Origin of the sequence: Providencia sp. PROV236, assembly GCF_033676985.1 — a bacterium.
Classification (GTDB): Bacteria; Pseudomonadota; Gammaproteobacteria; order Enterobacterales; family Enterobacteriaceae; genus Providencia; species Providencia manganoxydans.
The window spans coordinates 3,938,199-3,963,634 of the sequence record NZ_CP096297.1 but is presented as its reverse complement, the minus strand read 5'-3'; the positions used below and the strand labels follow the sequence as shown (position 1 = coordinate 3,963,634).

Here is a 25,436-nt window from a genome sequence, read left to right as displayed (position 1 = left end):
TTGCCTGTTACTTTCCATCTTTTGTTTTAATTGGTTTACCTATTTTGACAGGGATCATCATGTCTTTATCGCCTCAATTTAAAGTGAATAAAGTATTATTCTCTATTCTGCTGGCACTGTCTGTATCCGGTGTTTCTAAGGCTGTAGAGTTTAATATGAATATTATTGATGCAAAGGATAGAGATAATATTGATCTCAGTCAGTTTTCTAACCCTGATTTTATACCCGCAGGTGAGTATCTTACGGATATTACATTAAATGGCCGAAAGCTCTCTGGACAATATTTAATTAAATTTAATGAAATTAATAAAGATACTTCTTCACTTTGTATAACCTCTGAAATGGTGCAATTATTTGCACTGAAAAAAAAAGTTAGCAATGAAATATTAAAGAATAAAAATGGTCAATGTGTTGAACTACCTAAATCAACAGATATTCACTATCGTTTCGATAAAGCTAACCAAAATATTTTATTTTCAGTGCCTCAAGCTTGGCTCGAATATGATGATCCTTATTGGGTGCCACCATCCCAGTGGGAAAATGGTATAACAGGTGCATTTATTGATTATAATTTATTTGCTAACTATTCTGCACCGAAAAATAATAGCGAAACGGTTAGTGCGAGTAGTAATGGTACCGCTGGGGTTAACTTAGGTGCGTGGCGCTTTCGTGCTGATTATCAATATCAATATAATCGTTCACAAGGAACAAGCAATCAGCGATTCGATTGGACTCAGCTGTATGCATTTAGAGCGTTTCCTGAATTAGGTGCAAAAATATTATTAGGTGAGTCTTATTTGAAAACGGATATTTTTGATAGTTTCCGTTTTGTAGGGGCGTCATTTTTTAGTGATAGCCGAATGCTACCCCCTTCTATGCGTGGTTATGCACCTCAAATTACAGGAATTGCACAAACCAATGCAACCGTCATTATTTCCCAGAATGGGCGTGTGATTAAGCAAACTCGAGTTGCACCGGGTCCGTTTAATATTCAGGACATTACTGAAGCGGTGCAGGGAACGTTGGATATTGCCATCGAAGAAGAAAATGGCTCAAAAACAACTTATCAGGTGACCGCGACCTCACTGCCATTTTTAACTCGACAAGGCCAGCTGCAATATAAGTTTTCAGCTGGTGAATCAAGTCCTTTCGGGCGTTCACAGCGAGTTGAACCACGATTTTTTGCAGGTGAAGTGTCCTATGGGCTATGGAGTAATACGTCCATATTTGGCGGTTTGATCGCGACAATAGATAATAATAACTATCAGGCTGTGAACATTGGTATTGGTCAAAATATGAACCAATTCGGTGCTATCTCGTTTGATATTACACGAACCAATGCAAGACTTGATCATTTTGGTACCTATTCTGGAAACAGTTATCGACTGAATTATTCTAAACGTTTTGAATCTACCAATTCACAAGTTACTTTTGCTGGCTATAAATTCTCGGAAAAAGAATTTTTAACCATGCCGCAATATATTGATGCGGCTAACGGTGTGTTGGATTTTAGACGCGATAAAAACGTTTATACCGCATCTTTTAATCAATATATCAGCCCACTTGATGTGACTTTGTATTTCAATGCCTCTCATCATCAATTTTGGAACAGTGAGTCGACAACAACATTTGGCATGAGTCTGAGCAAGATTTTCAGTTTAGGTAAACTGAAAAATATTTCGGCTACATTGTCGCTGAATAAAATTAAATATCAGGAAACGGATGATAACCAAGCCTATTTATCATTCTCTATTCCTCTAGAGAGTGGTGGTTCAGTAAGCTATGACATGCAATATGCAGATGGTGGTAAAAGCTTAGGCCAATCTGTTGCCTATTATAGTGAGAACCTTAATAACAACTATTGGAGTGTGCGTGTTGGTGGAGATAAGCGTGAGTTAGGTCGTATGGAGCCGAATCTTAGTGGTAGCTACCAATATTCATCACCATACGGTGTGTTAAACATCAATGGTACTGATAACATTAATTCTTACAGAGCGTTAGGCGGAAGTTGGTATGGTTCGATGACTGCGACAAAATATGGCGCTGCCTTGCATCGTAATGGAACCGCAAATGAACCTAGGATCATGATTGATAGTGGTGATGTTGTCGGTATCTCAATTGACAATGGCCAATCAGTGACTAACCGCTTTGGGGTAGGCGTAGCAACCAGTTTAAACAGTTTTTCTAACTCTGATGTATATATCGACATGAACACTCTACCAGATGATGTTGATGTGAATGACAATATTATTGGTAAAACCCTAACCGAAGGTGCGATTGGTTATCAAATGATCCGCGCAAACCAAGGTAAACGCATTTTAGCCGTAGTTCGTTTAGAAAATGGTAAATATCCACCATTAGGTACCAGTGTGGTGGAAATAAATAGCGGTAGAGAAGTGGGGATCATTGCTGACAATGGCATTGTTTATTTGACAGGTATTAACCCAGATGAGGAATATTCTGTTAAATGGGCTGGTGGAAATGAGCAATGCCGTTTGAACTTCACTAATTTTTCCGAGAAACAACAAAGTAAAGTTTTACTTCCCTGCCTTTAAAGGAAAGCGTTATGAATAAAATGTATCGATCCTCTGTTTGCTTTGCATTTATATTGCTGAGTGTGCAAACAGCATCAGCGGCAATTAATATTGACCGTACAAGGATTATTTTTCCGGGACAGGATAAATCTGTTAGTTTAGTTATTAATAATCAAAGCAAAACGATGCCTTATTTGGCGCAATCATGGATGGAAGATGAAAAAGGTAATAAGGTTTCTGAGCCTTTTACTGTGCTTCCTCCAATGCAACGAGTTGAGCCAAATGCAAAAAATCAAATAAAAATTATTAAAACTGAAGGATTAGATAAATTACCTCAAGATAGGGAATCATTATTTTATTTAAATGTGAGGGAAATTCCACCTGTTTCTGATAAAGAGAATGTGGTGCAAATCGCGATCCAGAGTCGTTTAAAAATGTTTTATCGACCGCCTCAAATTGAAAACAACAGCGATAAAGTATGGGCTAAGGAACTTAAATACACTCACACAGGCCGCAATTTAGTGATTGCTAATCCAACAAAATATTATGTCACGTTGGGGTATTTAAGCAGTGACTCAAAGAATAATTTTCCGGGATTTGAAAGTGTAATGATTGCCCCGATGTCACAAGAAACGGTCACGGTTCCTGCCACACCTTTTAGTCAGTTATACAGCGGTTATATGGATGATTATGGTGGAATGAAAATGCTTACCTATCAGTGTGCTGCCTCCGTTTGCCAATTAACTAAAGATAGTAAATAGGAATTGACGATGAGAAATTGCTACGCATCAATAGGCTTGTTTATTTGTATGCTATTTTCTAGCACTATTTATGCAGATAGTAGCATGATGAAAGGTGATTTGAATTTTACCGGTCAAGTTATTTCATTGCCTTGTAAGATCAGTTTTTCATCATTGGATCAGAATATTGATTTAGGACCGATTTCTCTTAATTTTTTTAATGAAATAGGGGACAGAAGCCCCAAACAAGAAATTAAATTGAAATTTGATGATTGTATTTTTCCTTCATTCAATCGTAATGACAGGGAGCCAGTAGTACGGATCATGTTTATTTCTGAGCCAACAAAAAGTACTGACCGTAATTTATTTGGCGGTAAAACCCTTTTAAACGGTTACGGTATTCGGTTAATGGATAAAAATGGGAATACGGTGCCAAATGGAGAGTATCGTAATTACCCTATTTATTTTGACGATAACCAGCAAATAACAATTTATTCAATGTTAGAAAGCTATCTTCCTCGAAAAGATTTAACTGTAGGTAATATTAAAACACAAATTACGTTGAGTATTGCCTATCTTTAATTAAGGTGTATAACGCATGATACACAGAAATATCAAATATAGTAGTTTCTTACTTTTATTATTATTAACGTTTTTCAGTACAAGGGGATTCGCTTTAGATTGCGTGGAAAGTGGTACCGGTGTGGTTATTAAACCTCCTGTCCCTGTTGGGCAACTGGCTATTCCAGCAGATACGCCTGCTGGTACCATTATATGGCAGTCTGATCCTATGACTGTGACAGTATTTTGCGATAATGTACTTGGGAATATGGTTGACGTCGTTCATATGTATTTCAACCCAACATCCCAGAAATTAGGAACTGGCCTATTACTAGGCGCTAATTACCAAGGCCAGCAGCTGGAGCGTGATAAACAAAAAGTCAGTTTAGGGACACCACCTATTAGTGGAAAACAAAATGTTACGGTAGTCGTTAATTTCACATTGTATATTAAAGTTACAGGGGTTGTTCCCCCATCAGGACATTACGATGGTGATAATCAATTTACCGTTTTCCAATTTGATGGTAGTGGTGGAATAAATACGACACCAGGTGCAAAAAACCTAAGATATTCAATTTCAGGGTTGACAGGCATTCGATTTTTAAAATGTGGTGCAGATATTAAAGTTTACCCTGAATCTCAGCAAATTGATTTTGGCCAACTGATGATCACGGAATTGAATCGCGGCCAAGAGTTTACTAAGCAATTTCAAGTTCAAGCGTTAAAAAGAGGCTGTTTAGATAATTTCTCGATGAATGTTAATTTTGAAACAACCGATAAGCTTAACGGTGATTATGCGATTGACCTAGGAAATGGAACAAATTTGACCATCGCAGATGATAAAAACAATCTAGTGAAGTTTAACTATTTCGAGTTTTTTGGTTCCTTACCTAAGGGAAGCACATCTGTTATGCGAACGTATAATGCATCGATTAAGAAATCCAGTACGGTGAAAACAGGGAGCTTTAATGCCTCGACCATTGTACGAATAAATTATTATTAGTGATGTTTGTGGAAGTGTTTTGCCAGGGAATGGCTTTATTGCGCATTAACAAAAAGGTGGCAGGATTAACTGCCACCTGCTTTATTATTTAATACAATGTTTACAGGTTTGATCTTGAACCTGCTCAAAGAAGTTATTCCCTTTATCATCCACTAAAATAAAGGCAGGCAGTCCTTCAACTTCCATTTTCCATACAGCTTCCATGCCGAGTTCTGGGTATTCAAGGCAGCTTAAGCTTTTGACGTACTCTTGCGCAAGTATTGCTGCTGAACCACCAATACTTCCTAAATAAAAACCTCCATGTTTTTTACATGCATCGGTGACAGTTTGGGTGCGATTTCCTTTTGCTAACATCAGCATGCTACCACCATGGGATTGAAAGAGATCAACATAAGGATCCATTCGATTTCCAGTGGTAGGACCTAAAGATCCGGAAACTTTATCTTCAGGTTTTTTTGCTGGTCCTGCATAGTAAACCATGTGATCTTTAAAATATTGTGGTAGCTCTTCGCCACTATCGAGGCGTTCTTTGAGCTTCATATGGGCGATATCACGCGCAATGATGAGTGGCCCACTGAGTGACACCCGCGTAGAAACTGGATGTTTACTGAGTTCAGCTAAAATATTTTTCATTGGTTGGTTTAAATCGATATGCACCACTTTAGCTTCATTGTGATGGCGTAATGACTCTGGAATATATTGCGCAGGATTGTGCTCCATTTTTTCAATCCATATTCCGTGTTTATTGATCTTCGCTTTGATATTGCGATCAGAAGAGCAGGAAATCGCTAATCCGATCGGACAAGAGCCGCCATGACGAGGCAAACGGATAACTCGAACATCATGTGCGAAATATTTCCCACCAAACTGAGCACCAAAGCCGAAGTGGCGAGTCGCTTCTAATAAGGTTTCTTCCAATTCAATATCGCGGAAAGCTTGACCATGTTCATTACCTGATGTCGGTAAATTATCATAATATTTTGTTGACGCCAGTTTTGTCGCTTTTAAGGTTGCTTCTGCTGAGGTACCACCAATAACAAAGGCGATATGATAGGGAGGGCAAGCTGTTGTACCTAGTGCCTTCATTTTTTCAATTAAAAATGCTTTGAGTTTGTTGGGCTCTAAGATTGTTTTTGTTTCTTGAAATAAAGCGGATTTATTGGCTGAGCCAGCGCCTTTATTGACGAATAAAAAATGGTATTCATCGCCTTCGGTGGCAAAAATATCAATTTGAGCAGGTAAATTAGTGCCGGTATTGACCTCGGTATACATATCTAGCGCAGCATTTTGTGAAAAGCGTAGATTCTCTTGCTGGAAAACTTGATAAACACCCCGTGATAATTGCTCCGCGTCGTTACAACCAGTCCAAACTTGCTGGCCTTTTTTAGCTACAATGGTTGTTGTGCCAGTATCTTGGCAATTGGGTAAGATCCCTTTTGCAGAGATTTCTGCATTACGCAGTAGTTGTAACGCGACATACTTATCGTTTTCACTGGCTTCTGGATCCGACAAAATAGCGGCAACTTGTTTTTGATGGGCCGTTCTTAAAAAAAATTGGGAATCATAGATAGCTTGTGCTGCGAGTACGGTTAATGCTTCTGGTTCAATCTTTAATATATCCTTGCCAGCAAATGATTGTACAGAAACATACTTGTTAGTTAATTGATAATATTCAGTATTATCCTCTGCTAAAGGATACGGATCTTGATAGAAAAACTCTTTATTAGGCATTTTGTTCACTCACATATTAATTCAGTGGAATATATTCGTCATACTGCAAGTTGTGCGTTGTATGTTGAGGTAGGGTGATGAAACCCACTTATTACCTAGCTGTCCCTCGAATTATTTAGCGTATTTTGAAAATATGCCCCGTACAGGCGACTGTTATTACTAATTAAATTTTGTGTTTAGATGGTCGATAAAACCGAAATAGATGATACAAAAACTGAATACACTTATTTTTAATAGGGATATTATATTCAATAAAATGGACGAAATAATATGATATTGATTAACATTATAGGTATTAGCTTGCTATTAAAGTGAGAATTGGCATGGGATTGCTGAAGGGATATGTTATTAATGTTACAAGCTATTTGCTGATGAAACCTAAATTAACATGTGTTTATTCATCTTGAGCCAATATTCAGGCATTGATCGGATTTCTACCACTTAATTAACAAATTACTTTTAACAATAAGACCTCTCACGCGATATATAGAGATAAAATATCGATGATGCTTATCATCTTAAGTGTAATAAAAATCATTATAAGACGTAACTCTATGAATAATATATTTAACTTATTTAGAGTATAGTTAGGGTGTGGAGGAGGAAGGACAAAAACTTCAGATCACTAACAATCTTGTTAAGTTGCTTATTTTTCTCATAAAGACAATTATTTCATTGAATTTTCAAAATGAAAGACAAATGAAGTGCCGAAAATGGCTTTCAATTTGCACTAACTGTGTTTATCATGCAGCACTTAATGAAATTTAAATGGCGCTACTGGTTTTGGGCTTTGCTGGGGTTATCTCCGATGAGCTTATACAGTCTTTAACGGTAGCGATTCTATCTGCATTATTAGTAGGGATAGAGTGTAATATAAATGACTGAGACAACCTCTCTGACACCACTCGTTGAATTAAAAGCATTAAATAAAGCTTTTGATGGCAAACAAATTATTTCTGAGCTTGACTTAACCATCCAAAATGGTGAGTTTCTAACCATTTTGGGGCCTTCTGGCTGCGGCAAAACAACGGTTCTGCGTTTAATTGCTGGCTTAGAAGATGTTGATGACGGCAAAATTATTCTTGATGGTCAGGATATTACTGATATCCCTGCCGAGCATCGCTTTGTGAATACGGTATTCCAAAGTTATGCACTTTTCCCGCATATGACTGTTTTTGAAAATGTCGCTTTTGGCTTGCGAATGCAAAAAACCCCTGCTGATGAAATTCAAAAAAGAGTTGACCAAGTATTGCGCATGGTACAGCTTGATGATTTCGCGCAACGCAGACCCGCTCAACTATCTGGTGGGCAACAGCAACGTGTTGCGATAGCGCGAGCGGTGGTGAATCGCCCAAAAGTGTTGCTTCTGGATGAGTCGTTATCCGCCCTTGATTATAAGCTGCGTAAACAGATGCAGAACGAATTAAAAGCGCTACAACGCAAGTTAGGTATCACTTTTATTTTTGTTACGCATGATCAAGAAGAAGCGCTTGCCATGTCAGATCGCATTATCGTAATGCGAGAAGGTAAAATTGAGCAAGATGGTTCTCCTCGTGAAATTTATGAGGAGCCAAAAAACCTGTTTGTGGCTCAATTTATTGGTGAAATCAATATTTTTGATGCAAAAGTACTTTATCGTATTGATGAACAAAGGATCCGTGCCAGTGTAGAAGGTCATGAATGCGATATTTTCACTGCACTTCCTGTAGAAGAAGGCCAATCGGTTCATGTGTTACTACGTCCTGAAGATCTTCGAGTAGAAGAAGTCAACGATACAGAAAACTATCCAGGGTTGATTGGTTATGTTCGCGAGCGTAACTATAAAGGGATGACGTTGGATTCTGTTGTTGAGATGGAAGATGGCAAAATCATTATGGTCAGTGAATTCTTCAATGAAGATGATCCTGATGTTGATCACTCCTTAAACCAAAAAGTTGCTGTAACTTGGGTTGAAAGTTGGGAGGTAGTACTGGATGATCAAGCGTAAACACAAGATCCTGCAAAATGTGATTATCACAGGAGTCGTTGCTTGGTTAGTGTTGTTTGTATTTTTACCAAACATCATGATCATTGGTGCTAGCTTTTTGACTCGTAGTGATACAGACCTTGTTGATATGATTTTTACATGGGATAACTACATTCGTTTGTCTGATCCCATGTACGCTGAAGTTATGCTTCATTCGCTAAATATGGCGTTGATAGCCACTTTTTTCTGTTTGATTATCGGCTATCCTTTTGCGTTTATATTGGCAAAATTACCGAAACGCCTCCAACCTTTAATGCTGTTTTTATTGATAGTGCCATTTTGGACTAACTCATTAATCCGTATCTATGGATTAAAAGTTTTTTTAAGTACTAAAGGGTATTTAAATGATTTTTTGCTATGGATTGGCATTATCGATAAACCTATGAGGCTGATGTATACACCAGAGGCTGTCATATTAGGGTTAATCTATATACTGCTACCATTTATGGTAATGCCGCTCTATTCCAGTATTGAAAAACTGGATAAATCTTACTTAGAAGCAGCAAGAGATCTTGGCGCGAGCAAGTTCCAGACATTTGTGAAAATCATTATTCCGTTAACTATGCCAGGGATTATCGCAGGTTGTTTATTGGTTTTATTACCTGCAATGGGGCTGTTTTATGTGGCGGATTTGATGGGGGGAGCAAAAAACCTCTTGATAGGTAACGTTATTAAGAGTCAGTTCCTGAATATTCGCGATTGGCCGTTTGGTGCAGCAACGAGCATCTTCTTGACAGTGATGATGGGGCTATTGCTATATGTGTATTACCGAGCTGCTAAGCTACTGAATAAAAAGGCATATGAAGAATGATCGGTCGCACGCTACGAGGTGGCTTTATGGCCATCATCTACGCTTATCTTTATATACCCATTATCATTTTGATTGTTAACTCTTTCAATGAATCACGTTTTGGGATTAATTGGCAGGGCTTTTCGACGAAATGGTACGAACTGTTAATGAATAATGACAGCCTGCTGCAAGCGGCTGGGCATTCCATAACGATGGCGGTATTATCGGCAACCTTTGCAACCATTATCGGCACATTAACCGCTGTTGCGTTATTTCGTTACCGCTTTAGAGGTAAGCCATTTGTTGGTGGAATGTTGTTTGTGGTGATGATGTCGCCTGATATTGTGATGGCAATTTCTTTGCTTGTACTTTTTATGATCTTAGGTGTTTCCCTAGGTTTTTGGTCACTATTATTTTCGCACATCACTTTCTGCTTACCTTTTGTTGTCGTAACGGTATACGCAAGATTGAAAGATTTTGATGTGAAAATGTTGGAAGCTGCTCGTGATTTAGGTGCTGGTGAATTTACGATTTTGCGTAAAATTATCTTACCTCTTGCATTACCAGCGGTGGTTGCAGGTTGGCTACTAAGCTTTACTTTATCAATGGATGATGTGGTTGTTTCATCATTTGTGACTGGGCCAAGCTACGAAATCCTACCATTGAAAATTTACTCGATGGTCAAAGTTGGGGTTTCCCCAGAAGTTAACGCACTGGCTACCGTGTTATTATTAATGTCGCTGATTTTGGTCTGCTTGAGCCAATGGGTGATGCGAGATAAGCTGTCCAAGCAATCACAATAGTTTTAGTGGTAAAAAACTGAGCGGCAGCGATTGTCGCTCAATTCTTTTAATGCCATTTGGCGAAGAGGGTAGGTTCTGTTAGGAACCTATAAGATACATATACGCAAAATAATTCGAGTTTGTAACGGTTAGTTGTAACTTGATGCATGGCGAGTATAAACAACACTTTGTTGAGGAATGCTCAGTAATGAAAAAATGGTCCTATTTACTGGCTGCTGGTGTGATGGCTGCAAGTATTGGCGTGGCAACTGCCGCTGACGAAAATAAAGACGTACTGTATTTCTATAACTGGACAGAATATGTTCCCCCCGGTTTATTAGAGCAATTTACTAAAGAGACTGGGATCAAGGTGATTTATTCCACCTATGAATCAAATGAAAGTATGTATACCAAGCTCAAAACCTACAAAGAGGGCGCTTATGACTTGGTGGTACCTTCAACTTATTTTATCTCCAAAATGAGTCAAGAAGGGATGCTGCAAAAGATCGACAAAGACAAATTGAGTAATTTCAAAAATCTCGATCCTAACCTGCTACATAAAGAATTCGATCCACAAAATGATTACTCAGTGCCTTATATTTGGGGAGCGACAGGTATTGGGATTAACGGTGAAGCTGTTGACCCTGCGACTGTCACTTCTTGGGCCGATTTCTGGAAGCCTGAATACAAAAATAGTTTACTGATGATGGATGATGCACGTGAAGTATTCCAAGTTGCTCTAACTAAACTAGGCTATTCAGGGAATACCACCGACCCGAAACAAATAGAAGAAGCCTATAAAGAGCTACAGAAACTACGCCCTAATATCTTAGCTTTTAATTCTGATAATCCAGCAACTCCATTTATTGAAGGGGAAGTCGATGTCGGCATGCTTTGGAACGGCTCTGCGTTTGTTGCTCGCCAAGCAGGCTTACCGATTGAAGTGATATGGCCAAAAGAAGGCGGTATTTTCTGGATGGATAGTTTAGCCATTCCTGCGAATGCGAAGAATCCTGAAGGGGCTCATAAGCTAATTAATTTCTTATTACGTCCTGAAATTGCAGCTCAGGTTGCTGAGTCCATTGGCTATCCAACACCAAATCTTGAAGCGAAGAAAATGCTGCCAGCAGAAATTGCTAACGATCCATCACTCTATCCAAGTGAAGAAGTACTGAAAAAAGGTGAGTGGCAAAGTGACGTTGGTAATACCAATATTTTGTATGAAGAGTATTTCCAAAAGCTAAAAGCTGGCCGCTAATTGATTTGTTCTTGTTTATCTTAAAAATCTTAATGACTGCCGACAAACAGAATAGGTTTGTCAGCAGTTATAGGCATCGCGATTGGCGATGCCTTTTCTTGATTATTTCGCTATATTTTTTGTCACAAACAGTGCGTAGGCATCAGCCCATGTCTGGATAAACTCTTTACTCTTCTGGGCAAAATTATTTTGCTCATCCACCATACCATCAAACCATTTCAAAAAGCACTCAGGTTGATTGAGTGTTGGCATATTTAAAAATGCCAAGCTATTGCGCAGGTGCTGTTGTGCAATTGCTGTACTGATGTTACCGATTGAAACGCCAAGTATACCAGCAGGTTTGCCATTCCATGAATTATCACCCCACGGGCGGGAGCCTTGGTCGATAGCATTTTTCAACACGCCAGGGATTGAGCGATTGTATTCTGGGGTAACAAAAATAATGCCATCACATTGGCTGATTTGTGATTTAAATTGAGCCACAGTCGTAGGCACATGCTGATCAGCATCTTGGTTGTATAAAGGAAGCTCGCTAATATCAATGAACTTAAACGTGAAATGACTAGGGAACAGCTTAATCAAAGCATTTGCGACCTTTTTGTTGTATGAATCGGAACGCAAGCTACCAACAACAACACCGATTTGATATTGATTTGACATAATAAAACCCTTTTCACATGAATGAAGAAATACATTTGTATCTTAGTGCTTTATACGGTGTAAGGTGATATTTTTATCATCAAATATCACATTTAACGTAAGTGGTATACCGTTGTATCACGATTATGACTCATATAAAAATTTTAATCATTTCAGTAAATTTCTCAGTGAGAAAATTCATTATACATACTTTAAATAATTCGAAATGCAGGTAGATGCAGAGCATAGATCAACACGCCGACTCGGCGAGCGTAGCGTAATCAACCTCTTGCACCTTGATGTATGAGAAGTATAGTCATAACAGCGTTTTAGCCAGCTATGACCTTTTGACAATATAAAATGCGTGTTTGGCGATAAAAGCGCAGCTCAATTTTATGCTAGTTTAAGTCATGATCAGATAATAACCCGAGACTAGAGTATGCAAATAATTGAATGGGATGATTTCACTCGTGTAGAAATGCGTGTAGGCACAATCATTAAAGCAGAAGTGAATAGCAAAGCCAAAAAACCTGCTTATGTGATGGAGGTAGATTTAGGCGAACTGGGTATTAAACGCTCAAGTGCACAGATCACCGTGAATTATACCCCAGAGCAGCTGATTGGTAAGCGAGTACTCTGTGTTTGTAACTTCGAAGTTAAGCGGATTGCAGGTATTAAATCAGAGGTATTGATTACAGGTGCACCCGATGAAAAAGGTGCGATTGTGTTAGCCGAATTTAATTTGCCGTTACCTAACGGTGCGCTTCTCGCTTAATCATTGTGTTTGTCATGACTTCACGTTACGTATTTTTCGCTAAGCCGCATGTGAATTATTTAGCGTAGGCCGCGCTTTAATTTTTAAAATCGTTATAATTCTCCTATTCGTTGTGAATAGGAGTTATCTATTGCTATTACCTGAACTGCACTATCGACAATACTCTGAAGATGTTATTTCTCATCAACATGATGGGCAGTGGCAGATCGTGTTTGCATTATCGGGGGCAATGGAAATCAATATGCATCGGCAGCACTTTTTATTAGGTGCGGGCAGTGGTGTGGTGATTGCCCCAGGTGTGAAGCATGCCTTTAGTGGGCAATTGGGTAATCAAAACTATGTATTAGAAATGCCAACGACCTCACAGTGGAGTGTTGATGAAAAACTGACCCAGTTTTCGTTAACACCCGCAGCAATAGGGTTACTCAATTGGTTGCAACGCTTTCCTCAGCCGCCCGAACAAAACTTCATGTTAGCTCGATTGTTACTTGCCCAATTAAAACCAGAGAGTCAGTGGATTGATACTGTAAATCAATGGGTAGATGCCCGATTACATTTACCGATCAGCTGCCAAGATATGGCAAATGCATTTTGTATGTCAGTGAGTACTTTGCAACGTAAATTTAAGGCTGAAACACAATTAACTGCGATGCAATTTATCTTACAAAAACGAATGGAAACAGCGAGCCGGTTACTGATGACAATGGCATCGATTGAACAAGTTGCACTATCGGTAGGCTATGAGTCTCATTCTGCTTTTAGCCAAGCATTCCGTCAGTTTTATGGTAAAACACCCATGGAGTACCGCTCCTCTATTCGGGTTTAAATCGTTGCTTAATAAGCGCGTTATATTCGCCATGCAGAAAATCGGTATTGATATTCGCCTGTTTTAACTTTAATTCTAATAAAGTAAGCTGTTTAGATAAAGATGAGTAATTTGGATCGTCCTCGGTGAGGCTTTTTAACATTTCGGCTAGAGTTAATGCATCTTTACGGTATTGCAACTCAGCGGGAAGATAGCCTGAATTTTTCAGTAATCGATAGCCCGCTCTTAATTCAGCGGGAATTTGGCTGTCATCATCGAGTAATAAAGGATGGCCTTCTCCTTTAAGATTATCGAGTTCACCGTTATTTAAAGCTGTTTGAATATGGCGTTCAGCCCAATCATCGATTATAGACATGGTATTTGTTTTCTATTTTATATTTCCTATATAGGATAAACCACATATAGAAAATATAAAATAGGCTGCGTTTTTAGCAGCCTATTCGCAATCAATGACACAAGGCGTAATCTTTCAAATGGGTTCCAACCATCAAATCCTTTAGTCTCTTTTAAGTCATAAGCATAGCTAGCGATTGCAGCCCTAAATAGCTGAAATCCCTATATCTAAATCTGTAAATATGCCTTGTGGAATGGAGTAATCGACCATTGCACTAATGATAGAAAGTACGACTACAAATGCGATTGTCATGCCGAACATGACTGATTTCAGTGATGCTCAATATTATTTAGAGTATAATGTCGCCTCTGCTTGTAACTGCATTTTATTGTATCTTTTATTTGCAATGGGTTGGTACTTTGGTTCGTCATCTAAAAATTGTGCTAGTTGCTCTGTAATATCTTCTAAGAACCAATGCATTGGCGTTTTTAAGGCAATTGATATACGAAATAAATGCAGTAAATCAACTTTGTTTTTACCTCTTTCATAACGTGAAATTTGTTGTTGGCTCACACCAAGTATGGTTGCTAATTGGGAGCCAGTGTAACCCAGCTCTTTGCGTTTTCTTAGGATCCGTTGACCAATCAGATAATGCATCTTTTCACTATTATTTTGAATATACATAATGACCACCTAACTCATTAAGGTATGGTTAAAATGACAGAGCCTGCACCAGCAAATGGCCCTGCGCTAACACGCCCATTGACTTCTAGTTCAGAGCTAATCTGAACCTGAGTGGTGCCATTCTTCGGCACATAAATTGAAACACCGGTTTGTCCAGCGATATTATTATTTAGGTATAAGTTTGCTTTTAAACTATTATCTCTACGAAGTGGGACTTTGCCGCTATCAGCCCCTGATGCGATGACTAATACTGTCATTTCTTGGTTACAGGTTACGTGGAAAGACGTGGACTTTCTGGCTTTAGGTAAGCTAACTTCATCGATATCACCATAATTAATGTTGATACTTGACTCAACGATGCGACATGCCCCAACAGGAGGTGGTGCAATACCACACAGAGAACCCGGTAGAAGATAACCTGAAGTTTCCACTAAACCTGAGTTGATACTTTGATAAAAAAGTCCCACGCATTCTTGGTTTTTTGATAAAGCATCACCGGTATGTAGAGCGGTTCCGCTCAAAGGAAAGCCACTAGATTGCATAACCCTAGCTCGGACTTCCCTCATGGTTTTTAGGCCTGTCACATTGGCTATTGTTTGTGTGACTCGGCCTGGCTGACCGTTTGCGTTGTGTTTATGGTTAATATTGATATAGCAAGAAGACCAATTGGCGCATGGGCTAGGAGTATAAGGGTCTTCTTCATCCCAACGCTCGATAACATAGGTATACGTTGCGTTAGCAGGGGTTCCTGTCGATTCCGTAATATACGAAAAAATTGCCGCAGAAGCAGAAAATGAGCTAGCTGCTATACTGGCAGTGAAAAAATAAGGTAACCATTTCATGTTAGTGTGCAGCCTCTAAGTTATTCGTAGTCCAGTTTGAATGTTGCTATGGCATTAAAAGGGCCTCGTTTGATCTCTCTCTTGCTGATCGCTTCAGGTTCACCTTTTAAATAAGCCTTAAATTTCAATGCAGTCGTACCATTTTGCAAAGCAAGCTTTTCACCTTGAGTGTTGACGGGTAAAAAAGTGCCATCTGCATCTTCAATACCAATTGCAAATCCACTCGCGTTACTACTCGATTGCAGTGCAAGATAGCCGGGTAGAGCCATATTGGCGGTGCCAGAAAAGGTGACATTGACGGATTTACCTACACTGGTATCACATTCAGATAAATTGATCGTAAATGCTTCACTGACTGTTCTGCCGTAGGCATATAAGTTTTTATCGGGAACATTACCGAAATCTAAGCGAACTGATTCATCACCCGGCTTGATGATGCAAGGCTCTTCCACCAAAATGCCATGAAAATGTAAGTTATCAGGTATGGCAGACGCGCTACCTATATAAGAGAGCATAAACATTAATATCAGTGTCTTTACGCTGTTATTCATTATTGATACTCCGCTAACAGTGTTGCTGTCACCGAAAATGGTCCTTCAGTGAGCGTAGAGCCTGGCCGTTTAATCGGAACAGCTTTAATTGCTGGTGGTGTTGTTGGTGTGATAGTAATGGGTTTATTAATCTCAAAAGGCTGACCGTTTTGAGTAATGCGGATTGCTAAATTCTTTTCATTAGTTTGCAGAGCTGCGCTATCAAAATTGCTTTGTGGCCCTGAAACTGAAAGCTTAAGTACCCAGCCTTTTGAGTTCTGTGCACACACCAATTTATAGTCGACATCTTGGGTGTAATTAATGCCATCAAGGCGGTGAATACCGACATTTTTGCCAAAGAACACATCAATGACATTGTCGTCTTGGATGGTACAAGCGGGTGGCTCAAGTAAAATACCGTATAACTTCATGTTTGAAGCAAATGTGCCTGTGGCGACTAACGACAGTAAGAGGCCAACTATCAGGCTGTATTGTTTGTTCAGCTGAAACATAGCAATTCCTCTCACTGATACTCAATTAATAAAGTAGCGATCGATTCAAAATAACCACCTTTTAGGTTGGCTGTTAGATCACGTACGGGAACGACTGCAAATTGAGGTGCATTGGGGTAGATAAAATTTACGGTTCGACCAACGGGTAGCTTGCTATTGTTGTAATGAATGGCAATGCCAAGTCCATCAATGTTGGTGGAGAGGGATTGGCTATCAAAACTTGCCTTATTGCCCTGTACTGACATTTTCATGGCATTTTTTGCTGATGCAGGCATTTTGTTACATTGAACGGTGTACAGGACGTCTTTTTTATAAGCAGTACCATCAATGCGAGAACTCATGACTTCGCCAAAATTAACTTCAATAAGATTGCCATCATTGATAATGCAAGGTGGAGGCGCGATCACTGTACCGGTAATGTTGACGTAAACAATACCGGGTATCGCCCGTACTTGAGCGGTAGGATTGATCCTAGATTGAGGTAAGTCTGCATAGACAGTCGATACCCCAAAAAGCGCACTGATACAGAGGCATAATGTGAAAGGCTTAATATTTAAATCAATCATAATTCACCCTAAAGTCCATTACGGCTCTAAAATGTCCTTCACTCAATTTTTCAGGAGTACGTACTGGAATGACGTAATAGGTTAACTGCCCTTGAGGAAATTCCAGAAATTGTGGACGACCACGGCTACCTAAACGGATAGTGTTCTTTTGTTGATCGGTAACTTTCAAGGCCAATCCACTTATTCCACTGACCGCCAACATTTCAGGAAAATACGTATCAGCGGGGGCAACAAATGACACAGTGACAATAGGTTGCATTTCACTCCATGTCGGTGTGTCGGTTCGTTGATCATAAAGAACGCCTTGTGAACGAATACAATCACGAAATAGTAGAGTGAAAAGCACAGGCTCTGCTTGGTTACCAGGCTTACGTAAACGATAAGCAGGAACATCACCGAGAGAAACTTCTTGCCATGCAGAAGCCATATCTAACGTGCATGGCGCTTCAGTTAAGGTACCTCTCACATGTATTTCGCCATGCAGCCCCTCAACTTGCCAATTATCACTATTGGCTGCCAATAGTGGCGGAGCTACACAGAGCATGGTGCTACAGAATAAGAGAGCCTTTTTCATGAAAATCCACCATTAATTATCTGAAGAAGAGGCAACGATACAGCTGGTACCACTGCATTTGAATGTCAGCTTAGGTCGACCCCCATAATCATTGATATAAGTCAGTACAGGTGAGGTTCCTAGCATACTAGCGCTACCGCGCAGGGTGGCATTCCCCTTCGGTGAAATCATTACGGGCTCAAAATTACCTACTGTGTCACTCTTCAGATCTTTAGCGGCGTCAACAATCGTTACAAAGTAAGCGGTTGGATTATGGATTTGGTAACTATCCCCTACACGCTGTAGAGTGATTTTTTCTTGCCATGGGTTATCGAGATCACTGCGTGAAGCGTAGAGTGCTTTTGGGCGATAGAACAACTTAATACGCGTTTGTAGTGCGATTTGCAGGACATTAGGTTGGCTGCTTTTAGGGGGTATTTCACGTAAATTAAAATAGAACACGCTTTCTCTATCTTGTGGTAACTTCGTAATGTCTGGTAGAGATTGAATTTTGACCTGACTTTTATCTCCTGCCTCAACGCGCTGTACTGGTGGCAAGACCGTGAGTGGGGATTCGATTTTGGTGCCGTTAGCATCTTCTATCCAACCTTGAGCAAGGTAAGGAAGCTCTTTGTTTTGGTTGGTCACATTGAGGCTGATCGTTTTTTCATTGCCATTAAAAATGACACGCGTCCTATCTAAAGCGATAGCTGCATTTGCCTCACTACAAAGAACCGCAGTTAATGTCATTGTGGTGGTAAAAAGTGCGATATTGTTCATTTTCATATGTATTAACTCTTTTTATTAAGCTTTATCTTTACAGTGATGCATCGTCAGCGGAATACTGAATATCGGGTCGCGTCAGTAACCAGCGTTCGCGAGGAATGATGTTTTGCACAGGTGTCACTGGTGGCTGAACATTATGGATTACAGGTGCTGTGGCAGTATTTACAGGTGTTGCACTTGGATCCATATCACAAGGTAGTAGCAGTGAATTAAACTCGACACTTTCAATATTCTGTGGGATTTGAATGCGACACTGTGTCTGCCCATTCCAATTCACATCCAATATTTCGTTTGGATTGATACCTGAAAGATATACAGAGCCATTATCATTGACGATGCCAACTTCATGTTTTTTAGCATTAAGAATAGAGGCACCAAATGGCGGATAAGAGCCATCAGCAAGCGCCAAGCGAACCATCGTTTTCAAACCAGAAAGGACATCAAATTTACGATAGGCAATTGCCCCTTCAGTAACGGTAAATTGCTGAACAGATTTCACGGCTTCAACATTATCTGGTAGCTTGTTCAGGTCAACACTGGTACTCATACGGTAGTAATCGTTGATATCAGCAATAACCGCTTTACCGAATCGGTTAGTGCGAGTGTTAGCGCCAAAACCTTTGATTGGGACATTAGCAACATTCTCTGTATCCACCATAACTCGGCTCGCTCCCGGTAAGTTGATACGGTGAAGTGCCGCACCATAACCCGTTAATGTTGCACCGCCTTGTAATGAAAGAGCTGCGGAAGAGTAATCTCCTGCGACATAGCTGGCGTTACCCGTTACGGTCGCTGCATCACCATAATGGATGTAATAACCGTTCGCTGTAGCTTTACCTCGTGAACTTAAACCTGTACCAAGGCGATAGCTATTTCTGTCATCTAATCGATCGTAGTAACTGACTGTATGGGAGTTACCTGTTCTATTGATCACGCTGTTATAGCTAATGGTCGCTGCATCACCCATTGGCAAGGAAACGTTGAGGTATAAACCATCATCATTCTTTCTACCTTCATATTGGTTACGAAAGGCATTCAAACTGACGTTAATATTTTTGAATTTACCTAGATCAAAATATTTAGAGAGAGAAAGGTTGTAGCGCTTGGTATTTGGTCTATTCCAATAGGTTTCATGGCTATAATCAAAGTAGGCACTCAGACCAAGTGCAACAAATTGCTTATTCAGCATGATGGTATAAAGTTCTTTGGTATTATCTTGTGCTGAATTACGATAGCGTCGATCGAGATATTGGTTCATATTCATGAAATCGCGCTCAGAGAACCGATACCCAGCGAAAGTGACTTGGCTATCATATTGTTCAAAGCGTTTTGAATAGCTAAGACGATATGAACCGCCAGTATAGGTTTTATTATCAGAAGGTAGTTTTGCTCTAGATTCAGTGATATCGAATGAAATAGCACCAAACATCATGAGGTCACGACCCACACCTACAGATAGCGCATTATAGTCACCTGCTCCAAGTAGCCCGCCGTAGAGCGACCAACCATTTGATACACCCCAAGAAAATTCACCTAATGCGAATCCTGGACCTTCAGTACGGTGATCCATATTACTTGGGCGGCCACCAATTAATTTAAATTGCACGCGACCAGGACGAGTTAAATAAGGAATGGTTGCGGTGTCCATTTGAAATTCTTGAACAGAACCATCTTGCTCTTCAACACGCACATTGAGTTTACCGTTTACGGCATCACTTAAATCTTGAATACGGAAAGGACCCGGAGCCACTTGGGTTTCATAAATAACACGTCCCATTTGGCTTATTGTCACTTTGGCATTGGTTTTAGCAACACCGCTAACTTCTGGTGCATAGCCACGTAAATTCGGGGCTAGCATGTTATCTTCAGAGACTAAGCTGGCGCCAAGGAAACGAAATGAGTCAAAAATACCTGAACGCAAATATTCTTCACCGAGAGTTAATTTTGCACTCAGTTCAGAGATAGCTCTATAAGCATAATATTGGCTCCAATCCCAGCTACGTTCAGTTGATTGGCCCGTGGTATCGTTATAGTTTGCTTGCCAATTTGCACGAAAACGCCATGCGCCAAGGTTAAAGCCCATTACGCCATTACCTGTTATTTGCTGATTGGTATTTGAGTTTTTATGATCGGTAACTTGAGCATTAATATTATAATCAAATAACGCTCCTGAAATTCCGTTATCCCAACGTGAAGGTGGATCCCAGTTCTCAGCGGTATATTCAAGATAGGCTTGCGGAATAGTAATATTAATCGTTTCTGTTGCAAGAGAACCTTGTGCTGACATTCCCGTAATAGAATCTATTTTTAAGCACTGTCCATCGTGCCACCATTGTGCTTTTTTTTGCCATTCATTACGTAATGCTAATTGCGAAATAATCTCAGGTGATAAACAAGGAACGGTTTCTTGCTCATTTTGTTCAGAAACAATATAAGGAACGTCATAAGTTGATGGCAGTGTATTATTATTTAAGCTGATATAAAATGGGTAAGTGCCGGGCATAATATAGCCGGCTTGCGTAAATTCACTTAAATCGATATTCTCACGATCTTTGAGATCGAGAATATCCGTATTAAATTCAATATTTCCAGTCGCTAAAACAGAATTAGGCTGTGCGAACGCAATAATTATCATTAATGCGATAGGATTAAAATAATGACGCGTTGAGTCAGCTAAGACTTTATTTGTTTTTGTTAATAACAGAGCCATAATAGTCCCTTCGCGGTAACTCAGTAATAATCCATTTTGAAACGGACAGTGGTTTGATAATTCCCTGACTCAAGTCGCTGATTATTTGTGACTAAACGCATGCCATAATTTAGCGTCATTGAACCTGATTCAATGCTACGAGCAGGCAGAGGTTTTCCTGGAAATGCATGATTTCCTTGTTCGTCTGTAATTTTTAACGAAATTCCTTTTGCTTTGCCGAATAAACGGAAATTATCTCCATCATGTGAACCATCAAAAGTAATTTCAAACGACTGCCAGTCAGGTTTGCCCGGTGTTAATGGTGTCAGGACGCAATTAATCAAACGAATAGAAAATGGGCGAATAGGGCCTTGTTTATCATGTATCATTTGACTGATGGGGATAGTCTTCAATTCAATAGATTGATTACGGCTCCCTGCCTCAATTGCGCAAGGGCTATCAATAATTGAGCCTTCTACTGCGACATATCCATCACCCTGCATTGCTCGGTATGTTTGAACACTCGCACTTACAGGGATGGCTATCATTCCTGAAAACACCATGGCTAAAATGCCAAAGTGATTCATAGATATACTCCGTTTAAAATAGTGACTGATACTCGTTATATTTTAGGTTGCTGCACTTTCGTTAAGGTACAGAGGCTATATTTGTTGATGTTAATCGCATAAATTTAGCTATTTTTAGCGACTTATTTATTACTTAGCTGAACCTTAAATTATTTAGAGTATCTTTATCCATCATATATGCATGCGATAAAATAAGGCCTATACTTCCTTGTTGAGGCCTTTTTACTGTTATTGGTAGTTTAAAGCGAAGGTAGCGATAGCTTTGAATTCGCCTGGTGTTGCTGCATTCGCTGAGTTACCTTGCATATAAGCTGCAAAGTTCAGGTCATTGTTACCATCTTTTAGGGTTACAGCGTCAGATGCCGTACCTAGTTTGATTTGTTTTCCACCTGCGTTAGTTAGGACGATAGCTGCATTTTGCGCTTTACCTTCGATAGCTAAAGAACCATCAACGATGGAGCTTGGTGCGCCAGTAAAAGTAGTCTGTACTGTTTTTAGTGTTTCAGTCGTACAGTTTTCTAATGCAATTTTAAAAGCACGGGAATTACTACGTCCGCCATCTTTTAATTCTGCTGTAGAAATCTGTCCCATGCGAACGATTTGCTCTGATGTTTCAGGAGTAATTGAGCAAGGTGCATCAATAATGGAGCCAACAAATGTCACTGTGCCATGTCCTTGGTCTGCTGCATTTGCTGCACCAGCAGCGATTGAAAGTCCTAAGCCTAAAACTAATGCAATTTTATTCAGATTCATTTTATACATTTCCATTAAATAAAAAGACGTTATAAAAATTAAATAAAAACAACGGATTCATTAGCTGTTTTTATTCTTTATTGATTTCTCTAATGTGTTTGAATTTGATGCATCAAATAGAAATCACAGTCAGTAAAGTTATTTTCTATGAACAAGAAATCGAACAATATGCACCAAATTGTCCAATTAAGTTTTTAACTTTATGAAATTATGTTTATTGAAATAAATAACTTTATTGAGATGAATTATTGTTATTTTATTATGTTTTTAACGGGTGCGGAGCGTACTCGCGGAAGGCTTAACTTTTATTCCGCTATCACTTTTAGAGTGTAAATAAAGTAAAATAAAATTAATTGTTTTGTATCAATGCGTTATGAGGTAGAGGGCACGAGTTAACACGGAATTTGACTTAATTGGATAATGGAACAATAATACGGACAGTTTGGTGCAAAGTGTTAATTTTAAATGTAAAAACTAGAATTCGACGATCGGTTTTATCTGTTTTACTCATAATAGGTAAAGATAAATAATCAAATTTATCCTAAACTTTTAGCTTTGAAGTAGTGTGTTTTGGTGTTTTTTTCTGGTTAATATTTAATCTTTAGTTTATTTTTTTTAAAGTTTTGCTATGTTAGATTCATTGCGATTTCAGGAAATTACTTTTAAATGGGATATAAATACTATGAAGCAGAGGAAATTCTTAACTCGATATGAAATAGACGCAATATTGAGTGAAGCTAAAAAAGGACGTTATTCTGAGCGGGATTATTGTATGTTATTAATGTGCTTCATTCATGGGTTTCGCGTCAGTGAATTATGTCGTTTATCTCTGAAAGATATCGATCTTAATTCAAAAGTTCTTTATGTGAGACGTTTAAAAGGTGGTTTATCAACGACACAACCTTTAGTTGAAAAAGAATATAACGCATTAAATGAATGGCTGAATATACGTCGTCATTGGCGAGAGGCAGATTCACCATGGGTTTTTTTATCACAAAAAAATGGCGCTATTTCTCGTCAGCAAGTTTACGGATTAATTAAAACCTATGGAAAAAAAGCTGGGGTTTCGATTGATGCGCACCCACATATGCTACGTCATTCATGTGGTTATGCATTAGCGGATTTAGGGCGCGATACACGCTTAATTCAAGATTATTTAGGTCATCGAAACATTTCACATACTGTTATCTATACAGCGAGTAATGTAAAAAGATTTTACCATATTTGGGATATCTAATTATTAATAATGCTTAAGTTAAAAAAAATCATGAGCAACTCAGTATCACATTGGTAATATAAAGCATATCTTGATATTAAAGGATGTTTATTTCTTTTGATTTCAATATATATTATGCAAAAAATATTATTTTTGAAAGATGCCGTTACAATTAAAGTGTTAATATTATTTAATTTCAAATTGACATGTTAATTTATTGGTATTAATAAATGAGAAATTTGTAATTGATAATTTAATTTATATTGCTTGGAATTAGGAGTGATTATAACTTAATTGATTAGAATGTCATATTTTAAGATTATTCTTGCTGATTATTTTTTAGAAAAGTAAATATATTCTATACTTTTGGGGCGTTAAGGTAGCTCTAATTAGTTTATTTTACTCAATTGAAAACTCAAGTAGGTCTTCCCCACTTGAGTGATTTATTTTATGGCATTAATGGTGAGGGGGTAGGGATACGATCGTCATTGATTACTTTACCAAACCGAGTACTACCTTGATTCCATTCTTTTATTGCGGTGGCTATTTCTATTTTTGTACGACCAATGAAATTCCACCACATTAAAATCGATTCATGCAATGGCTCTCCACCTAATAAAAGAAGATGACTTCCAGATGAAAGATTTATAGTAATTTTACTTAGATTTTGACCTAAATAAATTAATTGATTAGTTTGGCTGTGCTGAGTTTCAATAACGGCATTTCCTTCAATAACAAAAATACCATATTCAAATTCAGGACGTAGCAATAATACGATTTCTTCATCACTTCGTGTGGTGATATCTAGCCCTATTAGCGATGAAAAAGATAGAGTTGGTGCCTTGTAGGTTTCGTATTCACCGACTAATAAGTGGAATTTAGCTGAGCCTACAGACCACTCAGGTAAGGTTGGATAATGGTCAAAACGTGGAGGGATATCTTTAACTGTCTCTGGTAATGCAATCCATAGCTGAACTGCATGTAGTTTATGACTTTCTCCATAGGTATCTTCTGAGTGGCTAATTCCTTTGCCTGCCGTCATTAAATTAACTTGTCCGGGACGGATCACCTGCTCGCACCCTAAACTGTCTCGATGAAGCACTTCGCCTTCGATCATCCAAGTGAATGTTTGTAATCCAGTATGCGGATGTGGCGCTACACGCATTCCTTCTGAATCACCTTTAAAGACAGTTGGCCCCGCATGATCGAGGAAACACCAAGCGCCAATTAAGCGTCGCTCTTTTGTTGGTAAAACTCGGGAAACAGGTAATCCGCCAACATCTTTAATACGTGCACTAATTTGCTGGAAATTAAGTTCACCCTGATTAGTTGGAATGCTCATATTATCCTCTTTATATTTTTTATAGATGCTATTGGCGAATATCACTATACTCAGGCGTTCTATCAAATATGGCTTTGGCAAAAGGGCAGAGTGGAATTATTTTCCGGTGCTCACCTCGCATTCTTTCGACAACTTTAGCAACGAGTTGTTTGGCAATCCCTTGGCCTTTTAGGCTCTCATCGACAATCGTATGATCAATAATGGCGAGTCCTTCTCCCGTATAGACAAAGGTAATTTCAGCCAAACGGATTTGTTTATCGTCAGATAAAATAAAAAAGCTAGTATGGTCAGATTGAATATTCAGCATATAACACTCCGAGTAATGAAAGCAGATTTATAGTCGTCATACTTCAAGTTGTAGGGTTTTTTGTTGAGGT

The 25,436-nt window shown here is 38.9% G+C and carries 26 protein-coding genes; 11 read left to right on the top strand and 15 right to left on the bottom strand.

All coding sequences use genetic code 11. The features are described 5' to 3' along the window. Positions 1–59: 59 nt before the first annotated feature. From M1E96_RS18385 to M1E96_RS18370, 4 genes are read left to right on the top strand one after another with little or no spacing between them, the layout of a single operon-like run. Complete coding sequence (locus M1E96_RS18385; protein ID WP_369427273.1) at positions 60–2,555, top strand: fimbria/pilus outer membrane usher protein; 2,496 nt, start codon at positions 60–62, stop codon at positions 2,553–2,555. Positions 2,556–2,566: 11 nt separating this feature from the next. Then, a complete protein-coding gene (locus M1E96_RS18380) occupies positions 2,567–3,295 on the top strand; it encodes a molecular chaperone (RefSeq protein WP_140182753.1) in 729 nt (242 codons plus the stop codon). Between the two features lie 9 nt (positions 3,296–3,304). Next, the gene (locus M1E96_RS18375) at positions 3,305–3,856 is read left to right on the top strand and encodes a fimbrial protein (RefSeq protein WP_070925370.1); all 552 of its coding nucleotides are present in this window, start codon (positions 3,305–3,307) and stop codon (positions 3,854–3,856) included. Positions 3,857–3,872: 16 nt separating this feature from the next. Beyond that, positions 3,873–4,838 carry a fimbrial protein gene (locus M1E96_RS18370; protein WP_369427272.1) on the top strand — a complete coding sequence of 322 codons (966 nt, stop codon included), beginning with the start codon at positions 3,873–3,875 and terminating at the stop codon, positions 4,836–4,838. Between the two features lie 84 nt (positions 4,839–4,922). Here the strand turns inward: M1E96_RS18370 and M1E96_RS18365 are convergent, their stop codons facing one another. After that, positions 4,923–6,569 carry a fumarate hydratase gene (locus tag M1E96_RS18365; RefSeq protein WP_070925372.1) on the bottom strand — a complete coding sequence of 549 codons (1,647 nt, stop codon included), beginning with the start codon at positions 6,567–6,569 and terminating at the stop codon, positions 4,923–4,925. Between the two features lie 877 nt (positions 6,570–7,446). On the opposite strand from M1E96_RS18365, the gene potA reads away from it, so the two are divergent. The 4 genes from potA to potD all read left to right on the top strand — a co-directional run bounded on the left by potA (position 7,447) and on the right by potD (position 11,425). After that, on the top strand, positions 7,447–8,556 hold the full coding sequence (potA, locus tag M1E96_RS18360) for a spermidine/putrescine ABC transporter ATP-binding protein PotA (RefSeq protein ID WP_070925373.1): 1,110 nt from the start codon (positions 7,447–7,449) through the stop codon (positions 8,554–8,556). After that, complete coding sequence (potB, locus tag M1E96_RS18355; RefSeq protein ID WP_180355048.1) at positions 8,546–9,406, top strand: spermidine/putrescine ABC transporter permease PotB; 861 nt, start codon at positions 8,546–8,548, stop codon at positions 9,404–9,406. The genes potA and potB overlap by 11 nt, the downstream gene beginning before the upstream one ends. Beyond that, complete coding sequence (gene potC, locus M1E96_RS18350) at positions 9,403–10,188, top strand: spermidine/putrescine ABC transporter permease PotC (RefSeq protein ID WP_070925374.1); 786 nt, start codon at positions 9,403–9,405, stop codon at positions 10,186–10,188. Before potB ends, potC begins: the two co-directional genes overlap by 4 nt. A gap of 187 nt (positions 10,189–10,375) precedes the next feature. Beyond that, positions 10,376–11,425, top strand: a complete 1,050-nt coding sequence (potD, locus tag M1E96_RS18345) for a spermidine/putrescine ABC transporter substrate-binding protein PotD (protein WP_070925375.1) — start codon at positions 10,376–10,378, stop codon at positions 11,423–11,425. 102 nt (positions 11,426–11,527) lie between these two features. On the opposite strand, the gene M1E96_RS18340 is transcribed toward potD, so the two are convergent. Continuing rightward, positions 11,528–12,085: an NADPH-dependent FMN reductase gene (locus M1E96_RS18340; RefSeq protein ID WP_140182749.1), complete on the bottom strand. Its 558-nt coding sequence runs from the start codon at positions 12,083–12,085 to the stop codon at positions 11,528–11,530. Positions 12,086–12,503: 418 nt separating this feature from the next. Between M1E96_RS18340 and M1E96_RS18335 the strand changes: the two genes are divergently transcribed. Together M1E96_RS18335 and M1E96_RS18330 are read left to right on the top strand one after the other, a co-directional pair. Continuing rightward, positions 12,504–12,839 (top strand): tRNA-binding protein, encoded by a 336-nt coding sequence (locus tag M1E96_RS18335; RefSeq protein ID WP_070925376.1) that lies wholly within the window; start codon positions 12,504–12,506, stop codon positions 12,837–12,839. Positions 12,840–12,969: 130 nt separating this feature from the next. Then, a complete protein-coding gene (locus M1E96_RS18330) occupies positions 12,970–13,665 on the top strand; it encodes an AraC family transcriptional regulator (RefSeq protein WP_319067168.1) in 696 nt (231 codons plus the stop codon). On the opposite strand, the gene M1E96_RS18325 is transcribed toward M1E96_RS18330, so the two are convergent. The 11 genes from M1E96_RS18325 to M1E96_RS18275 form a co-directional block, all read right to left on the bottom strand. Further along, a complete protein-coding gene (locus tag M1E96_RS18325) occupies positions 13,652–14,020 on the bottom strand; it encodes a DUF1992 domain-containing protein (RefSeq protein ID WP_319067166.1) in 369 nt (122 codons plus the stop codon). The genes M1E96_RS18330 and M1E96_RS18325 overlap by 14 nt on opposite strands. A gap of 324 nt (positions 14,021–14,344) precedes the next feature. After that, on the bottom strand, positions 14,345–14,683 hold the full coding sequence (locus tag M1E96_RS18320; protein WP_233445666.1) for a helix-turn-helix domain-containing protein: 339 nt from the start codon (positions 14,681–14,683) through the stop codon (positions 14,345–14,347). A gap of 17 nt (positions 14,684–14,700) precedes the next feature. After that, on the bottom strand, positions 14,701–15,525 hold the full coding sequence (locus M1E96_RS18315) for an adhesin (RefSeq protein ID WP_140182746.1): 825 nt from the start codon (positions 15,523–15,525) through the stop codon (positions 14,701–14,703). A 20-nt stretch (positions 15,526–15,545) separates the two neighbouring features. Then, the gene (locus M1E96_RS18310) at positions 15,546–16,076 is read right to left on the bottom strand and encodes a fimbrial protein (protein ID WP_070925380.1); all 531 of its coding nucleotides are present in this window, start codon (positions 16,074–16,076) and stop codon (positions 15,546–15,548) included. Beyond that, positions 16,076–16,567 carry a fimbrial protein gene (locus M1E96_RS18305; RefSeq protein ID WP_070925381.1) on the bottom strand — a complete coding sequence of 164 codons (492 nt, stop codon included), beginning with the start codon at positions 16,565–16,567 and terminating at the stop codon, positions 16,076–16,078. The genes M1E96_RS18310 and M1E96_RS18305 overlap by 1 nt, the downstream gene beginning before the upstream one ends. Positions 16,568–16,578: 11 nt before the next feature. Next, positions 16,579–17,133, bottom strand: coding sequence for a fimbrial protein (locus M1E96_RS18300; protein ID WP_070925382.1), 555 nt, complete (start codon positions 17,131–17,133; stop codon positions 16,579–16,581). Continuing rightward, positions 17,126–17,707 (bottom strand): fimbrial protein, encoded by a 582-nt coding sequence (locus tag M1E96_RS18295; protein WP_337979604.1) that lies wholly within the window; start codon positions 17,705–17,707, stop codon positions 17,126–17,128. Before M1E96_RS18295 ends, M1E96_RS18300 begins: the two co-directional genes overlap by 8 nt. 12 nt (positions 17,708–17,719) lie before the next feature. Then, entirely contained in the window at positions 17,720–18,466 is a 747-nt protein-coding gene (locus tag M1E96_RS18290; RefSeq protein WP_337979975.1) for a fimbria/pilus periplasmic chaperone, read from the bottom strand. Positions 18,467–18,503: 37 nt separating this feature from the next. Then, entirely contained in the window at positions 18,504–21,182 is a 2,679-nt protein-coding gene (locus M1E96_RS18285; protein WP_337979603.1) for an outer membrane usher protein, read from the bottom strand. Between the two features lie 20 nt (positions 21,183–21,202). After that, positions 21,203–21,748 carry a fimbrial protein gene (locus M1E96_RS18280; RefSeq protein ID WP_319067161.1) on the bottom strand — a complete coding sequence of 182 codons (546 nt, stop codon included), beginning with the start codon at positions 21,746–21,748 and terminating at the stop codon, positions 21,203–21,205. A gap of 228 nt (positions 21,749–21,976) precedes the next feature. Next, complete coding sequence (locus M1E96_RS18275; protein WP_140182742.1) at positions 21,977–22,501, bottom strand: fimbrial protein; 525 nt, start codon at positions 22,499–22,501, stop codon at positions 21,977–21,979. A 682-nt stretch (positions 22,502–23,183) separates the two neighbouring features. Between M1E96_RS18275 and M1E96_RS18270 the strand changes: the two genes are divergently transcribed. Beyond that, positions 23,184–23,738 carry a tyrosine-type DNA invertase gene (locus M1E96_RS18270; RefSeq protein ID WP_140186398.1) on the top strand — a complete coding sequence of 185 codons (555 nt, stop codon included), beginning with the start codon at positions 23,184–23,186 and terminating at the stop codon, positions 23,736–23,738. Between the two features lie 427 nt (positions 23,739–24,165). Here M1E96_RS18270 and M1E96_RS18265 read toward each other — a convergent pair whose 3' ends face one another. Further along, positions 24,166–25,059: a pirin family protein gene (locus tag M1E96_RS18265; protein ID WP_337979602.1), complete on the bottom strand. Its 894-nt coding sequence runs from the start codon at positions 25,057–25,059 to the stop codon at positions 24,166–24,168. A 28-nt stretch (positions 25,060–25,087) separates the two neighbouring features. After that, positions 25,088–25,366 carry a GNAT family N-acetyltransferase gene (locus tag M1E96_RS18260; RefSeq protein ID WP_139158614.1) on the bottom strand — a complete coding sequence of 93 codons (279 nt, stop codon included), beginning with the start codon at positions 25,364–25,366 and terminating at the stop codon, positions 25,088–25,090. Positions 25,367–25,436 lie beyond the last annotated feature (70 nt).

What these genes read in the sequence shown, in the direction of transcription:
- M1E96_RS18385 (WP_369427273.1), top strand. Translation starts at nt 60, where the DNA reads ATGTCTTTATCGCCTCAATTTAAAGTGAATAAAGTATTATTCTCTATT.
- M1E96_RS18380 (WP_140182753.1), top strand. Translation starts at nt 2,567, where the DNA reads ATGAATAAAATGTATCGATCCTCTGTTTGCTTTGCATTTATATTGCTG.
- M1E96_RS18375 (WP_070925370.1), top strand. Translation starts at nt 3,305, where the DNA reads ATGAGAAATTGCTACGCATCAATAGGCTTGTTTATTTGTATGCTATTT.
- M1E96_RS18370 (WP_369427272.1), top strand. Translation starts at nt 3,873, where the DNA reads ATGATACACAGAAATATCAAATATAGTAGTTTCTTACTTTTATTATTA.
- M1E96_RS18365 (WP_070925372.1), bottom strand. Translation starts at nt 6,569, where the DNA reads ATGCCTAATAAAGAGTTTTTCTATCAAGATCCGTATCCTTTAGCAGAG.
- potA (WP_070925373.1), top strand. Translation starts at nt 7,447, where the DNA reads ATGACTGAGACAACCTCTCTGACACCACTCGTTGAATTAAAAGCATTA.
- potC (WP_070925374.1), top strand. Translation starts at nt 9,403, where the DNA reads ATGATCGGTCGCACGCTACGAGGTGGCTTTATGGCCATCATCTACGCT.
- potD (WP_070925375.1), top strand. Translation starts at nt 10,376, where the DNA reads ATGAAAAAATGGTCCTATTTACTGGCTGCTGGTGTGATGGCTGCAAGT.
- M1E96_RS18340 (WP_140182749.1), bottom strand. Translation starts at nt 12,085, where the DNA reads ATGTCAAATCAATATCAAATCGGTGTTGTTGTTGGTAGCTTGCGTTCC.
- M1E96_RS18335 (WP_070925376.1), top strand. Translation starts at nt 12,504, where the DNA reads ATGCAAATAATTGAATGGGATGATTTCACTCGTGTAGAAATGCGTGTA.
- M1E96_RS18325 (WP_319067166.1), bottom strand. Translation starts at nt 14,020, where the DNA reads ATGTCTATAATCGATGATTGGGCTGAACGCCATATTCAAACAGCTTTA.
- M1E96_RS18320 (WP_233445666.1), bottom strand. Translation starts at nt 14,683, where the DNA reads ATGTATATTCAAAATAATAGTGAAAAGATGCATTATCTGATTGGTCAA.
- M1E96_RS18315 (WP_140182746.1), bottom strand. Translation starts at nt 15,525, where the DNA reads ATGAAATGGTTACCTTATTTTTTCACTGCCAGTATAGCAGCTAGCTCA.
- M1E96_RS18310 (WP_070925380.1), bottom strand. Translation starts at nt 16,076, where the DNA reads ATGAATAACAGCGTAAAGACACTGATATTAATGTTTATGCTCTCTTAT.
- M1E96_RS18305 (WP_070925381.1), bottom strand. Translation starts at nt 16,567, where the DNA reads ATGTTTCAGCTGAACAAACAATACAGCCTGATAGTTGGCCTCTTACTG.
- M1E96_RS18300 (WP_070925382.1), bottom strand. Translation starts at nt 17,133, where the DNA reads ATGATTGATTTAAATATTAAGCCTTTCACATTATGCCTCTGTATCAGT.
- M1E96_RS18295 (WP_337979604.1), bottom strand. Translation starts at nt 17,707, where the DNA reads ATGAAAAAGGCTCTCTTATTCTGTAGCACCATGCTCTGTGTAGCTCCG.
- M1E96_RS18290 (WP_337979975.1), bottom strand. Translation starts at nt 18,466, where the DNA reads ATGAACAATATCGCACTTTTTACCACCACAATGACATTAACTGCGGTT.
- M1E96_RS18285 (WP_337979603.1), bottom strand. Translation starts at nt 21,182, where the DNA reads ATGGCTCTGTTATTAACAAAAACAAATAAAGTCTTAGCTGACTCAACG.
- M1E96_RS18280 (WP_319067161.1), bottom strand. Translation starts at nt 21,748, where the DNA reads ATGAATCACTTTGGCATTTTAGCCATGGTGTTTTCAGGAATGATAGCC.
- M1E96_RS18275 (WP_140182742.1), bottom strand. Translation starts at nt 22,501, where the DNA reads ATGAATCTGAATAAAATTGCATTAGTTTTAGGCTTAGGACTTTCAATC.
- M1E96_RS18270 (WP_140186398.1), top strand. Translation starts at nt 23,184, where the DNA reads ATGAAGCAGAGGAAATTCTTAACTCGATATGAAATAGACGCAATATTG.
- M1E96_RS18265 (WP_337979602.1), bottom strand. Translation starts at nt 25,059, where the DNA reads ATGAGCATTCCAACTAATCAGGGTGAACTTAATTTCCAGCAAATTAGT.
- M1E96_RS18260 (WP_139158614.1), bottom strand. Translation starts at nt 25,366, where the DNA reads ATGCTGAATATTCAATCTGACCATACTAGCTTTTTTATTTTATCTGAC.